Below are 13,867 nucleotides of genomic sequence, written 5' to 3'. Positions count from 1 at the left end.
CCTCAGCTTGTGACGCGACGTCACAGCAGGGTTGATCCACCGCTCGGCTATGTCTGAGGGATCATTTTTCGAGGAATTGCCGATGCGCCTGCTCCCCTGTCTTGCCCTCAGCCTGCTGCCCCTGCCCGCCCTTGCGACGGAGTATTGGGAGTATCAGGACTGGTCTGTCGCCGCTGAAATTCGGGTCACGGAACAGCATGACTGGCGCGATTGCACGGCCTGGACCGGCGGCGACGGGTTGCCGCTGCTGAGGCTTTCGGTGACCCAAGGCGATGTCGGACCGCCGGAAACTTACCCGCAGCTGGAGCTGTTTGAGAGCGCCCCGCGCCACTACCCGACACAGGTACAGAATGGTCAGGCGATTGGGTTCATCATTGATCGGGAAGCGGTGTTCTACGGGGTCGCCAACGGTGAAATCAACGACGAAGGCCTCGCTGAGGCGCGCGCGCAGATCCGCTGGATGGACGCGCTGAACAGCATTCTGTGGATGCAGAACGGTCAGCGGATGGAGGTGCGCACGGTGGTGCCCTATGCCGCTGGCGAGATGGTTCTGGACGCATCTCTGGCCGGATTTACTGCCGCCTACGGCAAGATGATGGATGAATGCGGCCACAGTCTGGAGCTGCGCAAACTCGATATCGACTATAACTGAGGGCAGCTGTCAGCACCTTCGGCGCAAGAAAAAACCCCCGCAGCCGGGCTGCGGGGGTTTGCTGTTTCACGGATCTGTTGGCGCTAACTGCTTATGCGCGTTCAGAATATTCCATGGTCTCGGTGTTGACGATGATCATCTCGTCCTGACCAACGAAGGGCGGCACCATAACTTTCACGCCATTATCAAGGATCGCCGGCTTGAAAGAGTTGGCGGCGGTCTGCCCTTTGACGACCGGCTCGGTCTCGACGATTTTGCAGGTGACTTTCTGCGGCACGGTGGCGTTCAGCGCCTCGTCGTCGTGGAATTCAACAACGATGGTCATGCCATCCTGCAGGAACGGACGGCGGTCGCCCAAGAGCTCCGCGGGCAGTTCGATCTGCTCGTAGGTTTCAGCATCCATGAACACAAGCATGCCGTCACTCTCATAGAGGAACTGCTGATCTTTCTGCTCCAGACGAACCTTCTCAACCTTGTCGGCGGAGCGGAAACGCTCGTTCAATTTGGAGCCGTTGCGCAGGTTGCGCAGCTCGACCTGAGCAAAGGCGCCGCCCTTGCCGGGCTTCACATGATCGACTTTGACAGCGGCCCACAGACCGCCATTGTGCTCGAGAACATTGCCGGGGCGGATCTCGTTACCGTTGATTTTGGGCATGACAAAAATCCCTCTCGGGTGGTTGATGAACTGTTAACTGCCCCTATATCTGGCAGGGAGTCGGCTGGCAAGACAACGATATGTCGTGTGACAGACCGGAGAGCTATGCAAATTGCGCATAAAAGATATGCGTTTGCAGGCTATCCGAATCGTCACAATTCCGCCATAAGGAGCGCCACGCCGAAATTGCAATAGCAAGAACAAAAAGGAAGCACGATGCGAGATTTCGTTGACGGCACCGCATATAATAACGAGCAAGGCAACCGGGCACGCAAGCTGTTTGCGGCGGTTGTGCTGGCGGCACTTGATGATGCGATTGCCGATGACAAGAAATATGGTAACGGCCCCGAGCAGATCGCTCGGTGGGCACGGTCGCGCGACGGGCGCGAAGTGCTGAGCTGTGCAGGCATCGACCCGAACGAACGTGTGGTCGGCGGCCTGATGGAATTTGTGGGCCGGGGTGTCCGCACCTCTGTTGCGCTGTCGCGCGAAGAGAGCGAACGCCGCAATGCGGCACAGGCCGAAGCGGCCTGATCAGACCTGCCAGTCTGAAAGACTATATATGACTGTCGAAGAAAAGCGCGTCCTGGGGGGCGCGTTTTTTCTTCTTGCGGTGGCGGTTTCAACGCGGAATAGGCCGCTCTGCGGCCTTTTCAGGACGGGAAAAATCCGCCATGGCTGACAGGTAAGAGATCATACCACCAACAGCATGAGAGAGGCCGCCATGACAGCACGGGCGATCATGATCCAAGGCACCGGCAGCAATGTCGGCAAATCAATGATCGTTGCAGGGCTGGCGCGCGCCTTTGTGCGCCGTGGCCTGTCGGTGGCCCCGTTCAAGCCGCAGAACATGTCCAACAATGCAGCCGTGACGCCCGAAGGCGGCGAGATTGGCCGTGCACAGGCGTTGCAGGCCCGCGCGGCCATGCGCCCGCCCCACACCGATATGAACCCGGTGCTGCTGAAGCCGGAGACGGAGACCGGCGCGCAGGTGATTGTCCAGGGCAAACGACGGGGCACACAGGCGGCCGGATCCTTCATGCGCGACAAGACCGGCCTGCTGGAGGCGGCACTGGACAGCTTTCACCGGTTGGCGGCGGATGTGGATCTGGTCCTGATCGAAGGTGCGGGCTCCCCCGCTGAGACCAACCTGCGCAAGAACGACATCGCCAATATGGGGTTTGCCTGCGCGGCGGAGGTGCCGGTGGTGCTGGTGGGTGATATCCACCGTGGCGGTGTGATTGCCCAGATTGTCGGCACCCATACGGTGCTGGACCCGCAGGATCTGGCGCGCATCAAGGGTTTTGCCGTCAACCGGTTTCGCGGGGATCGCAGCCTGTTCGATGCCGGTCGCGATGATATCGCAGCGCGCACCGGCTGGCCCTCAATGGGGGTGATCCCGTGGTTCTGGGATGCGTGGAAACTGCCGAGCTGAGGATATGATGGACATCGCCTCCCGCCCCGGTGGCGCCTGCAAGATCGTGGTGCCGCAGCTGGAGCGGATGGCCAATTTCGACGACCTCGACCCGCTGGCAGCGGAACCCAATGTTACGGTGGAAATCGTGCCTGCAGGCCGCGCCCTGCCCGGTGATGCGGATTTGGTTCTGATCCCCGGCAGCAAATCCACCATTGGCGATCTGACCTATTTGCGGGCGCAGGGCTGGGACATTGATATCCGCGCCCACCACCGTCGGGGTGGCCATGTCATGGGGCTTTGTGGTGGCTATCAGATGCTGGGGCAGACTGTTGATGACCCGGACGGCGTGGATGGCCATCCGGGCAAGGTTGACGGGCTGGGATTGCTGGATGTGCATACCGTCATGGCCGGTAAAAAGCGGGTGACATTGACCGAGGCGGTGACCCGCGATGGCAACTTGCCTGTGAGCGGCTATGAAATCCACATGGGGCGCACTGATGGGACGGATTGCGCCCGCGCCTGGCTGGAGATTGATGGCCGTCTGGAAGGTGCCGTCTCCCCCGATGGACGAGTGCGCGGTTCGTATCTGCACGGGCTGTTCAGTTCGGATGCGTTTCGGGCGTCCGTGCTCTCCGGTCTCGGCCATGAGAGTGTCGCGGGCTACGACGACGGGGTTGAGGCCACGCTGGACGCGCTGGCAGATCACCTTGAGGATTGTATGGATCTGGATGCGCTCTTGGCGCTGGCAGAGCCGGTACGCAGCGCATAAGCGCGCCATCTGCATCGTCTCAGATCCGTCACCCCCGAGGTGGCAACCTCAGAGCAGGTTCTGGGCCGAGAGAGCGCGGTGGATTTCGCGGCGCACCAGCTTACGGACGTTGCGGGTGATGCGCTCACCCAGGGCGCCCTGCAGCTCCTCACGCACGATTTCCGAAACCAGCTCACGCAGCGCGTGCTCATCCAGAAAGCTCTCATCGGAGCCAAGAGCGTCCAGCGCCTCAAGTGCGGTTTCGGTGACTGATGTCTCCAGTAGATCGCGATCAACCTCGTCGGCGGTGGATGCGGCTGGCGCTGCTGGGATGTCGGTGCGTGTGTTCTCCTCAACCGCGGTATCGGCGGCGGGCGCCTCTGCCTGCGTGTGCTGCTCCGGCTGAGGGGGGACGGTTCGATCTGCGATGTCTCAGGCTGCGGGACCTCGGCCTGCGAAGCCTCAGACTGCGTATCCTCCCCCTCGGATCTGATGACGACATCCGCAACGCTCTGGGTCTGATCGACGGGTTCCGTCTGGCCCTGTGCATCCGTGTCGCTGTCCTGATCATCCCAGGCAAGTGTTTCCAGATCACTGCCGGCGTAGGGCGTGTCGCGGGTTCCGTCGGGTTCCCACAGGACCGGACGGGCCGTATTGGCTGCTTCCATCTCCGCCAGTTTCTGCACCACCGCGCCGACCTTCGGGTTCAGTTGCGACGCGGGTTTTGTCGGGGGCGCCTAGCGCAACGGAGTCCCCGGCCCGCGTCTCCTCCTCGTGATCTGTGCTGGCGGCGGCCTGATAGAGCGTGGCGTCGGGATCAGTCCAAGGCGCCTCAGTGTTGAGCGCCGCCTCAGCCTGCGCTGTTGGCGTGCCGGGCGTATCTGCGGCGGCGGGCGCCGCATCTTGGGCCTCGTCGGCGGCCTCATCGGCCGCTGTGGCGGCGGTGATCCCGTTGAAAAAGGCCAGATCCTCATTGCCGGGATCATTGTCATGCAGGGCGATCCCCTGCGCGATGAGGTCCTTCGGCTCAGTCCAGAATTCTATGGCGTCTGCCGCCAGAAGCGCCTCAAATCGGGCCTTCCCGGATGCCGCTTCGCCGTCGGGATGCGGGGCGGTGTCCACCGGGGCGGTTTCAGTGATCGCGGCCGGTGTTGGCGCTGCTGGCGTTGGGGCGACGGGGGTCAGCTTGCTTTCGGGGACGCGCAGCGCCGGTGTCAGAACCAGACGGGTGACCGGCTGGCTGCTGCCATTTGTGGCGCCATTGGCGGGTCCCGGCGCGCCGACGCCCTGCCCCCCGGGTGCTGCCGGGACGGGTTTGGCGATCTGCGCGGCCAATGCCGCCTCTGCCCCCTTGCCAAGCGAGGAGCCAGCGGCGCGGCTGTCCTCGCTCACCAGACGGCGGATCGATGACAGGACGTCTTCAATTTCAGCTTGGGTAACCGGTTCGGACATTTTTGCTTATCACTCTCGCCTCTTGCGATTGAGTGTAGCGACCTGTCCCGGTCCAGACAACCGTGTGAATCAGGTGGTTTTTAGGAAGGCCCGCACTGGCGGGCCTCCAATTGGTGGTCAACCGGGCCTCAGTTCTTGCCCAGAGCGCGCATGACCCGGTCCAGATCCTTGCTGCGCTGGCTGACATGGGCCGGAGCGTCCTTCACCAGATTGTAATACAGCGTCGGATCGTAGATTTCCACAGCCAGACCAAGGTGTTCTGCGGTCAGCAGCCCCTGCGCCTGCAACAGCGCATAGGCTGCGAGGGCCTGATTGGCGCGCGACTGAACACGGGCGGTCTGGGCGTTCAGCAGCTCTTGTTCTGCCTCCAGCACATCCAGCGTGGTGCGGGCGCCCAACGTGGCCTCCTCGCGGATACCATCAAAGGCGACGCGCGCGGCGCGGACCTGTTCGTTGGAGGAGACAAGGCTGGCGCGCGCGGCTTCCAGCACCACGAAGGCCTCGGAGACGTCCTGCACCACACTGCGCTGGGTGGTGATCAATGCGCCGCGTTCGGCCTGAAGGCGGGCGATACTGGCGCGCCGGGCCGCAGCCACTGCCCCGCCTGCATAAAGACGCTGGCTGAGCACAATGCTTGCGCTTGACGTGTCACTTGTGCCGGAGCCGCTGGGGTCTTCACCGTGGGCCGCGCTGGCGCGGAGGTTCACTGTCGGGCCAAGGCCACGGCCAAGCGCTCTGAGCGCTCAGATCGGCAGCTTTGACCGCGTGCTGCTGTGTCAGCAGGCTGGGATGATTGCGCATGGCAATGGCTTCTGCGGACTGCAACGAGGCGACCCGTTGCGGCAGCGGCGGCTGGCCCGCAATTGTCCCCGGCTCCCGGCCGACGGCCTGGACATAGGTTGCTTTTGCATTGAGCAGATCGCCCTGACTTTCGATCAGGCTGGCCTGCGCGCCCGCAACCCGGCTCTCCGCGAGGGCGACATCGGTCCGAGTGACCTCGCCGACTTCGAACCGGTCATTGGCGGCACGCAGTTCCTCCCGCAGGAGACGCAGGTTGTTGCTGCGCAATGACACCGTATCCTGCTGCAGCAGCACATTGACATAGGCCTGAACCGCCGCGAACAACACCTGCTGTTCAATGTCGATCAATGCCTGACGCGTGGCCAGAACGGTTTCCTGTGCGGCCATCTGGTTCAGGCGGGAGACCCCGTTATCGAACAGCAACCAGGTGAGATCCAGTCCGGTTGAAATCGACGAATCGTGGTTGGAGACCGCAAAGTTGCCAAACCCGGTGCGAACATACCGACGTTCCGCCTGCGTGACCCAGTCGACAACCGGCCGCAAACGGGCAACAGCCGCCGCCACATTTTCATCCTGTACCCGCAGCAATGCGCGGTTTTGTTCCAGCAGGCCACTGGTGTTGTAAGCGCCGATCATCGCATCGGAGAGATTATCGGCGGCGGCCTGTTTCGGGGCGCCGAGCAGCAATGCTGCGCTTCCGGCGAAGACGAAGGCCTTGAACAGGTTTGCCGTCAGTTTATTGCGCATCTTTAGCCTCATGTGGTCCGGCCCACCGACGCGGCAGTGCCGTTCTGCTCTCTGGCGCTGCGAAATGTCAGGCGCCCGTCTGTTGTAATCCGCGCCGATCAGGATCCGCGCGGATTGAAGGTAAACCCCCTGCGGATCAGAGAGCGAATTCCTCTGCCGCCGCAAAACCGGGCAGCACCGGAGCACCGGCATTAAACGCCAGCCGCCAGGAGATCTGGCCGCCGCTCTTATAGCCGACTTTGACCTCTCCCAGTGGGCCGGACATGAAGATCGCGGCGACACGACCGCCGTCCTTCAGCTGATCCAGCAGCCCCTCCGGCACGGTTTCCACGCCGCCCTCGATGATCATCACATCATAGGGGCCATGTTCGGCGGCTCCCGCCTCCAGCGCGCCCGTGTGGACAATGGCGTTGTCGGCGCCAACCGCCGACAGCTGGTCCTGCGCCTCAGCGGCCATGGACTCATCCGCCTCCACGCCGATCACCATCTGGGCGACGCGGGCGATCACTGCGGTGGAATAGCCCAGACCACAGGCCACATCGAGCACCAGCTCATCCGGCTGCACGTCAATCGCATCAAGGATCTTGGCCAGGGTGCGCGGCTCAAGCAGCACGCGACCGGGGCCGAGATCCAGATTGCCATCGGCATAGGCCGCTTCGCGCTGCGCATCCGCCACAAAGGCTTCGCGCGGCACCGCCAGCATGGCTTCGATGATCGGGAATTTGGTGACATCCGACGGGCGGATCTGCGTGTCGACCATCATGCGGCGACGTTCGGCAAAGTCAGTCATATGCTAAACTCATCTGTTCAGTCAGTTGATCCGGTTGTGCCACATCCGGGACAGAGCGGCAACGGGCGGGCGCGCATTTCTGCGGCCCTGTGGCGACTGGGTCGCCTATTTCTTTTTCACAAATTTGGTGAGGATGACGATGCGCTGCCCATCAACCCGACCTTCGATATGTTCGGGATTGTCGGCAACGAGGGAGATGTTGCGGACAGCCGTACCGCGCTTGGCGGTGAAGCCTGCGCCCTTCACTGGCAGATCCTTGATCAGCACAACGGAATCGCCCTGCGCCAGCGGCGCGCCATTGCTGTCGCGGTGGGCGCTGGTGGCCGGTGCCGCCTCGACCCAGGCGCGGGTCTCATCCTCCAGCCAGAGCTGCTCGGCCAGGTCGCGCGCCCAGTCGTGATCCGCCAGCCGCGCCAGCAGCCGGGCCGCCAGCACCTGAACCGCCGGGGTTTCGGACCACATCGCCGAGGACAGGCAGCGCATGTGATTGGGATCAAGGTCCCCGGCCACCTGTTCCGCGCAAATCTCGCAAAGCGCCACCTCCGGGGACTGGCCATCGGGGGCGCCGGTCACCTCATAAGACACCAGCGGGGTTTCGGCAGCACATAGGGCGCAGGACATCGGCAAAGCTCCATCGGGGCAGGTCAGAACAGGATGGTTCTGCTGTAGGGGAGCGGGCCGACAATGAAAACCGTCAAAAAGAAAAGCGCCCGCGTGGAGGCGCGGGCGGAGTTGGGATGCAGCGCGGAGATGTGCTGCGGATCCACAGGGGATTGGGCTTGCGGAGGATTGGGCCTGCCGGGGGCTGCGTTGGCCTGGGACTTGCGTTGGCAGGGGCTTGCCTTGGCAGGGCCTGCGTCGGCGCTGGAGGATGTTGCGGGCACTGGTTGGAGGCGCCAGTCCCACAACGCGCCAATCCCGCAACACGCCAGCCCTGCAATAACGCGGCGCCGTCAGCCCGCGCAGGACGCGCAGAACGCCGTGGTTGGATGCGCACTCAGATGGCTGTCGCAGATCCGATCGCCGCAGATCTGACAATAGCCATAGGGCCCTCATCCAGACGGGCCAGGGCACAGTCGATATCGCGGCGCAGCTCCAGCCATTTGCGGCTGAGCACGGCCTCGGACGGCTGCGCCATGGCCGGGCTTGCGCGCCGGGGCGCCAGCGGCACCACAGTGGCCTCAGCAGTGATCGGCGCGCCAACGGCTGGCAGGCCCTTGCGCAAATGTGTCAGTATGTCCTTTTGAGCGGCGTGGTTCATTCAGAGGTCCTCCCCGGATCGGTGACAGGTTTTGCTGACGAAATTTTATCGGCCCGACTCAACCTATGCGGTTTTATCCCAAAGTGGTACTCGCTGGATATGGGGGATGGGGTCAGTGTCGGCGATGGGGTCCAGCGCGATGGCAGTCGTGAAAATGCCGCCGATATATCGCCCCGCAAACCACTGGAACGGCTCAGTCCGCCTTGCTATCTGTTGGGCAAGATCGACCACGGGAGATATGAGATGATCCGAACCACCCTCACCACGCTTGCCCTCACCGGCGCGCTGTTTGGCCTGACCGCCTGCGAAACCACCAAAGGCGCAGGCCGCGACATTTCCAAAGCTAAGCCAGGCGATCAGCGGCGCCGCACAGGACGTGCAGAACAGCCTCTGATTTCGTTGGGGTTGAAGGGAAGAGAGGAACCGTCTGGCCCGAGGGGTTGGGCGGTTTTTTTTGTTGGCTCGCCAGGGTCGTGTGACACCGCAGAGGGGGCGTGTCTGGCCATGGGTGGGTGCGAGCGCCCTCGCCCGTTTGCCAAAGACAAACCTGCGGTTTGACGGGAGGGTCGGGCGCTTTTGGATGCGGAAAATTGCGATAACAGAGCACGTCTAGCTCTTTTCGCTTTTGACCTCCGGAAGAGCTGGCAGTATGGGAAACCTTTGACGGAGTTTTTCATATTGTCCGCGAATAGTTCCCGGAACGGCGACTTCTATAACACCCAGAATGGAGGCGAGTGATCCAGAAATCGACATAACGCCCCCGTCTGAAACCGCAGACATCAAGGCACCGAAGAAGACAAACCTTCCTACATAAACTGATCCAGTTTTAAAAGCTTGTGCCCGCCTTCTAGACAAGACCTTAAGCCGAGCCGGATCAACCGAAAACGCAATAGCATCCGAGATATCTCTCATTTCCTGAGCGATATCACGCAAAATGGTGGGAATGTCCTTGTTAACAAGGGGCGCGCCAGTTTCTGCTTGCGCCTTGTCCATAAGGGTTGCAATTTCAACAAACTGAGTGCCATCGTCGATCTCAGTTTCGTCTGAGATCTCGGATGCCTCGATTTCCTGCGACCTAGCCAGAGCTTCTCTAAAGTAAAGCCTCATCAGCTCCATGTGGTCACTTGCAAACCCTTGGAGCGCTGCGTTGTCCACATCATTCAACGCTGAACTGAAATCCTCCTCGTTGATCGAACGCGAGATTATCTGCCCAAAGCGGTTTAGCAGCCTGGGGTTAGGAGCCCCCTGTTCCGCTGCAGACTTGTACCTTTCAAGGTATTTTCTAACCTTTCCGGTCGGAGCATTCGCACCGCTATCAAGATCCTCAAGCAAGGAATCTGCTTGTTGAACCAGAGACGCAATAAGGTTTTCCCTGTCTGCCTCAATCTCTTGAATGTTTGATTTCACACAATCAGAAGCAAACGGCACAGGGATGATTTGGTTGCTTGTTGAATCAAACTCAAAGTCCGTAAGAGCAGCGCGCAAGATGGACTTCTGAAGTTGGTCACTAGTTGCAATAGGGTCAAAAAGCGAGTGACTTGACGCTAAATCGTCTGTGTGCCGCGCGATGAATGCACCTCGAAGCATCACCGCTGCCCGCTTGAGCGAGTGCCGGTAAGTACCTGTGGGTGAGGTGTATCCTCGCTCCCAGTTACCAATGGTGCCTTGAGCTACTCCTGCAGCGGCGGCCCATTCAGCTTGAGAAAAAGTTCTATTACGAAGTTCCAAAAACAACCTGCGATCAAATTGCGCAGGCATTCTCTCTATAAACTCATCCAGCAGGTCCACGACCTGATTTACCGCCCTAACTCTCAGCTCTTTAGGTGAGTATTCACTTCTTTTCACGTATTTCACACCTCGAATGGTTAAGTGCTTATATTGGGCCGATAGAGCCGTTTCACAAGACCGTGAAGTGCTAAAATGCTTTTTGCGTCAGAAGATCTAATGAAGCCAGAAATCAGAACTAGCTACTATACTCTTACCCCGGGCCTCTCTTCCGAAAAGCCACAGGGTAGCGCCCGACCCTGGGTGGGTGCGAAGCGCCCTCCCCCGTTTGCCAAAGGCAAACCTGCGGTTTGACGGGAGGGTCGGGCGCTGCCCGGCCTCTCGGCCGGGCGGGACAGTGGCAATCGTCGAAACAAAAAACGGGGCCACGGCCCCGTTTTGCATGCGTTTGAAGGTGTCGCATAGTCACCGCGTCATTGCCAGGGTGCGGGCACGCAATTGGCTTTGCCAACCGCTTTCGCCCGCCCTCCCTCAAAATGGCCAGCTTTAGCTGTCCATTTTGAGGGCGGAAATGAACGCCTCTTGCGGGATATCCACCTTGCCGAACTGGCGCATTTTCTTCTTGCCCGCTTTCTGCTTGTCCAAGAGCTTCCGCTTACGCGTGGCGTCGCCGCCGTAGCATTTGGCGGTCACGTCCTTGCGCAGGGCGGAGAGGGTTTCGCGGGCGATCACCTTGCCGCCGATGGCGGCCTGGATCGGGATCTTGAACATGTGGCGCGGGATCAGGTCGCTTGAGCTTTTCGCACATGGCGCGGCCCCGCATCTCCGCCCGGTCGCGGTGCACCATCATCGACAACGCATCCACCGGCTCGTCGTTGACCAGCACCGACATCTTCACCAGCGCGTCCTCGCGGTAGCCGGTCATCTGATAGTCGAAGGAGGCATAGCCCTTGGTCACCGATTTCAGCCGGTCGTAGAAATCAAACACCACCTCGTTCAGCGGCAGGTCATAGACCACCATGGCGCGGGAACCGGCATAGGTCAGGTCTTCCTGAATGCCACGACGGTCCTGGCAGAGCTTCAGCACATCGCCGAGATACTCATCCGGCACCAGAATGGTCGCCTTGATGCGGGGTTCCTGGATGTGGTCGACCTTCGACATGTCGGGCATATCGGCGGGGTTGTGCAGGTCCATCATCTCGCCCGCTTCGCCGTCCTTGCCCTTCATATAGACATGGTAGACCACGGAGGGCGCAGTGGTGATCAGTTCAATGTTATATTCGCGCTCAATCCGGTCGCGGATCACCTCAAGGTGCAGGAGGCCGAGGAAGCCGCAGCGGAAGCCAAAGCCGAGGGCGGCAGAGGTTTCCATTTCAAAGCTGAACGACGCGTCGTTCAGCGCCAGCTTGTCGATGGCGTCGCGCAGGTCCTCGAATTCAGCTGAATCGACCGGGAACAAGCCGCAGAACACCACGGGCTGCGCAGGTTTGAAGCCCGGCAGCGCCACCTCGGTGCCGTTGCGGTCATTGGTGATGGTGTCGCCGACGCGGGTGTCGCGCACCTGCTTGATCGAGGCGGTGAGGAAGCCGATTTCGCCCGGCGCCAGCTCATCCACCACCTGCATCGCGGGGCGGAACACGCCGATACGGTCCACATGGTGCAGGGTGTTGTTCGACATGAACTTCACCCGCATGCCCTTTTTCAGCACGCCATCCATGATCCGCACCAGAACGATCACGCCGAGGTAGGCGTCATACCAGCTGTCCACCAGCATCGCCTTCAGCGGCGCATCGCGGGTGCCGGTGGGCGCCGGGAGCTGCTGGACAATGGCCTCCAGCGTGTCGCGGATGCCCTGGCCGGTCTTGGCGGAGACCTGAATCGCCTCGGAGGCGTCGATGCCGATGACATCCTCGATCTGTTCGGCGACGCGGTCACAGTCGGAGGCCGGCAGGTCGATCTTGTTCAGGACGGGCACGATTTCATGGTCCGCGTCCAGCGCGTGGTAGACATTGGCCAGCGTCTGCGCCTCCACCCCTTGCGAGCTGTCGACCACCAGAAGCGAGCCTTCAACCGCGCGCATGGAGCGGGAGACCTCATAGGCGAAATCGACGTGACCGGGGGTGTCGATCAGGTTGAGCACATAGGTCTCACCGTCGTCGGCGGTGTAGTCGATGCGGACGGTGTTGGCCTTGATGGTGATGCCGCGCTCGCGCTCGATATCCATGGAGTCGAGCAGCTGCTCCTTCATATCGCGGTCCTCAACCGTTCCGGTCTCCTGAATGAGCCGGTCAGCGAGGGTGGATTTGCCATGGTCGATATGCGCGACGATGGAGAAATTGCGGATGTGAGCGAGGTCTGTCATGCAAGGGGATATGATTTGGTTTTAGGGTTTGGTCAAGATTGGATGATTGCCCAAGGGAACATTATGCTGCCAGATAACATTCAAGAATTTTTAGACTGTGAAATGCCTACCCAAGATGCATCGCTTATCCGACTGCTCGGATGGCGGATGGCCATGCGTGTATGGCCAAGAATCTTTTCTGCTTCCGCAAACGACGTTGACAGACTACGTATCGAAGATTTTCGACTACAGGCCACACGAGCAGCACTTCTGGCGACATACAATGCCTACCACTCCATTGGGGAGCACAAGACCAAGCGTGGGTTTCGCGCCCGATCACCTGAACGCGAGCTTGAAACTGTAGACAGCTCATACAGGTCAATACTCTTAAGTTGCACCCAGTTCGCGAAGTCGAGAGGACGACGCCAACCAGCTCTGGCGAGATTGGAAGACATCTTGGATTCCGTATCCGCATTCGTCGAAGATGATGAACTTCTAATATTTCTACGTGCCGAGGAAATACTAGTTCGCGACGGGATCGCTGAGGACATGCCTCCTACATCCAACCTTACTCCTATGTTCACTGGCTCAAAAGACGGATGGGAAATCCTGCGTAACATGGCACAGGCCCCCAATTCTCCGTGGGTTTTCTGGCGCGAATGGTACCAAGGTTTCCTCGATGGCAAACCGCTCGACTGGGAACTCCAGCGCCGCATTGCGTTGATCAACGGTGCGACCTGGGACGCAGGCCCCGAAGCCGTCGCTGCCGAGATTGATCGCATCCGCAGCCGCTACGAGTTGGAACAGGAAATTGCCAACCTAAAGAAGCAGTTGGCAATCGTTCAGGATACTCCCGCAGCCTCTTTGATCGGCGACAATGGCGGGCCACCGCTGGAGGACGCCCCGGCGCGTGCTTTTCAAACCGACCTTGCGCTGATCTGGAAACAGGTTGAGAAGCTGGAGGAGGAAATTGCAAAGCCATCCCCCTCCCCTTCGCACCTGGAAAAAATCGCCGAGGTTCTCTGGGATATTTCACGGCGCTTGGCGGCTTACTGCGGATCGGTTGCAGACGGCATGATCCGCGAAGGATCCAAAGAACTGGCAAAGGCCGGGGCCAAATGGACCGCTGGAGCAACCGCAGTGACTGTCACTGCGCAGACAGAAAGCGTGCAATCGGTTGCCAAAGCCATTTGGGCCTTTGTCAAAACGCTGCCGCCCGGCTGAAATAACTCTTCCACCCGGCCTCAAGGGTCAGGCACGCGCCTCAGCGCATCCTCG

10 protein-coding genes and 3 pseudogenes are annotated in these 13,867 nt (G+C 60.6%); 5 read left to right on the top strand and 8 right to left on the bottom strand.

What is annotated here, in order from left to right; translation table 11 throughout:
* The first annotated feature begins 82 nt into the window (after positions 1 to 82).
* Complete coding sequence (locus tag L0Z65_RS02430) at positions 83 to 652, top strand: hypothetical protein (protein ID WP_102898185.1); 570 nt, start codon at positions 83 to 85, stop codon at positions 650 to 652.
* 91 nt (positions 653 to 743) lie between these two features.
* On the opposite strand, the gene efp is transcribed toward L0Z65_RS02430, so the two are convergent.
* Complete coding sequence (gene efp, locus L0Z65_RS02425) at positions 744 to 1,307, bottom strand: elongation factor P (RefSeq protein ID WP_014875305.1); 564 nt, start codon at positions 1,305 to 1,307, stop codon at positions 744 to 746.
* A gap of 216 nt (positions 1,308 to 1,523) precedes the next feature.
* Between efp and L0Z65_RS02420 the strand changes: the two genes are divergently transcribed.
* The 3 genes and pseudogenes from L0Z65_RS02420 to L0Z65_RS02410 all read left to right on the top strand — a co-directional run bounded on the left by L0Z65_RS02420 (position 1,524) and on the right by L0Z65_RS02410 (position 3,745).
* Complete coding sequence (locus L0Z65_RS02420) at positions 1,524 to 1,841, top strand: DUF6280 family protein (RefSeq protein ID WP_008207990.1); 318 nt, start codon at positions 1,524 to 1,526, stop codon at positions 1,839 to 1,841.
* A 190-nt stretch (positions 1,842 to 2,031) separates the two neighbouring features.
* Positions 2,032 to 3,493: pseudogene (locus L0Z65_RS02415) on the top strand (cobyric acid synthase).
* Between the two features lie 78 nt (positions 3,494 to 3,571).
* The gene (locus tag L0Z65_RS02410) at positions 3,572 to 3,745 is read left to right on the top strand and encodes a hypothetical protein (RefSeq protein WP_405110426.1); all 174 of its coding nucleotides are present in this window, start codon (positions 3,572 to 3,574) and stop codon (positions 3,743 to 3,745) included.
* A gap of 318 nt (positions 3,746 to 4,063) precedes the next feature.
* Here the strand turns inward: L0Z65_RS02410 and L0Z65_RS02405 are convergent, their stop codons facing one another.
* The 7 genes and pseudogenes from L0Z65_RS02405 to lepA all read right to left on the bottom strand — a co-directional run bounded on the left by L0Z65_RS02405 (position 4,064) and on the right by lepA (position 12,610).
* A complete protein-coding gene (locus L0Z65_RS02405) occupies positions 4,064 to 4,924 on the bottom strand; it encodes a hypothetical protein (RefSeq protein ID WP_405110423.1) in 861 nt (286 codons plus the stop codon).
* A 128-nt stretch (positions 4,925 to 5,052) separates the two neighbouring features.
* Positions 5,053 to 6,472, bottom strand: a pseudogene (locus L0Z65_RS02400) (TolC family outer membrane protein).
* A gap of 136 nt (positions 6,473 to 6,608) precedes the next feature.
* On the bottom strand, positions 6,609 to 7,262 hold the full coding sequence (locus tag L0Z65_RS02395) for a protein-L-isoaspartate O-methyltransferase (RefSeq protein WP_096871830.1): 654 nt from the start codon (positions 7,260 to 7,262) through the stop codon (positions 6,609 to 6,611).
* 105 nt (positions 7,263 to 7,367) lie between these two features.
* A complete protein-coding gene (locus L0Z65_RS02390) occupies positions 7,368 to 7,883 on the bottom strand; it encodes an alkylphosphonate utilization protein (protein WP_096871832.1) in 516 nt (171 codons plus the stop codon).
* A gap of 376 nt (positions 7,884 to 8,259) precedes the next feature.
* Positions 8,260 to 8,523: a hypothetical protein gene (locus L0Z65_RS02385; protein WP_405110419.1), complete on the bottom strand. Its 264-nt coding sequence runs from the start codon at positions 8,521 to 8,523 to the stop codon at positions 8,260 to 8,262.
* 609 nt (positions 8,524 to 9,132) lie between these two features.
* Positions 9,133 to 10,368 carry a helix-turn-helix domain-containing protein gene (locus L0Z65_RS02380; RefSeq protein ID WP_405110416.1) on the bottom strand — a complete coding sequence of 412 codons (1,236 nt, stop codon included), beginning with the start codon at positions 10,366 to 10,368 and terminating at the stop codon, positions 9,133 to 9,135.
* 426 nt (positions 10,369 to 10,794) lie between these two features.
* A pseudogene (gene lepA, locus L0Z65_RS02375) lies at positions 10,795 to 12,610 on the bottom strand (translation elongation factor 4).
* On the opposite strand from lepA, the gene L0Z65_RS02370 reads away from it, so the two are divergent.
* The gene (locus L0Z65_RS02370) at positions 12,557 to 13,813 is read left to right on the top strand and encodes a hypothetical protein (protein ID WP_405110413.1); all 1,257 of its coding nucleotides are present in this window, start codon (positions 12,557 to 12,559) and stop codon (positions 13,811 to 13,813) included. The pseudogene lepA and the gene L0Z65_RS02370 overlap by 54 nt on opposite strands.
* Positions 13,814 to 13,867: the final 54 nt, after the last annotated feature.

It is taken from the genome of Phaeobacter sp. BS52 (assembly GCF_045040595.1).
In the GTDB taxonomy this organism is placed as follows: Bacteria; Pseudomonadota; Alphaproteobacteria; order Rhodobacterales; family Rhodobacteraceae; genus Phaeobacter; species Phaeobacter piscinae.
This window is presented reverse-complemented; position numbering and strand designations above follow the sequence as displayed.

Coding starts and splice junctions, on each gene's coding strand:
- L0Z65_RS02385 (WP_405110419.1), bottom strand. CDS start 8,523: ATGAACCACGCCGCTCAAAAGGACATACTGACACATTTGCGCAAGGGC.
- L0Z65_RS02430 (WP_102898185.1), top strand. CDS start 83: ATGCGCCTGCTCCCCTGTCTTGCCCTCAGCCTGCTGCCCCTGCCCGCC.
- L0Z65_RS02420 (WP_008207990.1), top strand. CDS start 1,524: ATGCGAGATTTCGTTGACGGCACCGCATATAATAACGAGCAAGGCAAC.
- L0Z65_RS02395 (WP_096871830.1), bottom strand. CDS start 7,262: ATGACTGACTTTGCCGAACGTCGCCGCATGATGGTCGACACGCAGATC.
- L0Z65_RS02390 (WP_096871832.1), bottom strand. CDS start 7,883: ATGTCCTGCGCCCTATGTGCTGCCGAAACCCCGCTGGTGTCTTATGAG.
- L0Z65_RS02370 (WP_405110413.1), top strand. CDS start 12,557: ATGGTCGATATGCGCGACGATGGAGAAATTGCGGATGTGAGCGAGGTC.
- efp (WP_014875305.1), bottom strand. CDS start 1,307: ATGCCCAAAATCAACGGTAACGAGATCCGCCCCGGCAATGTTCTCGAG.
- L0Z65_RS02405 (WP_405110423.1), bottom strand. CDS start 4,924: ATGTCCGAACCGGTTACCCAAGCTGAAATTGAAGACGTCCTGTCATCG.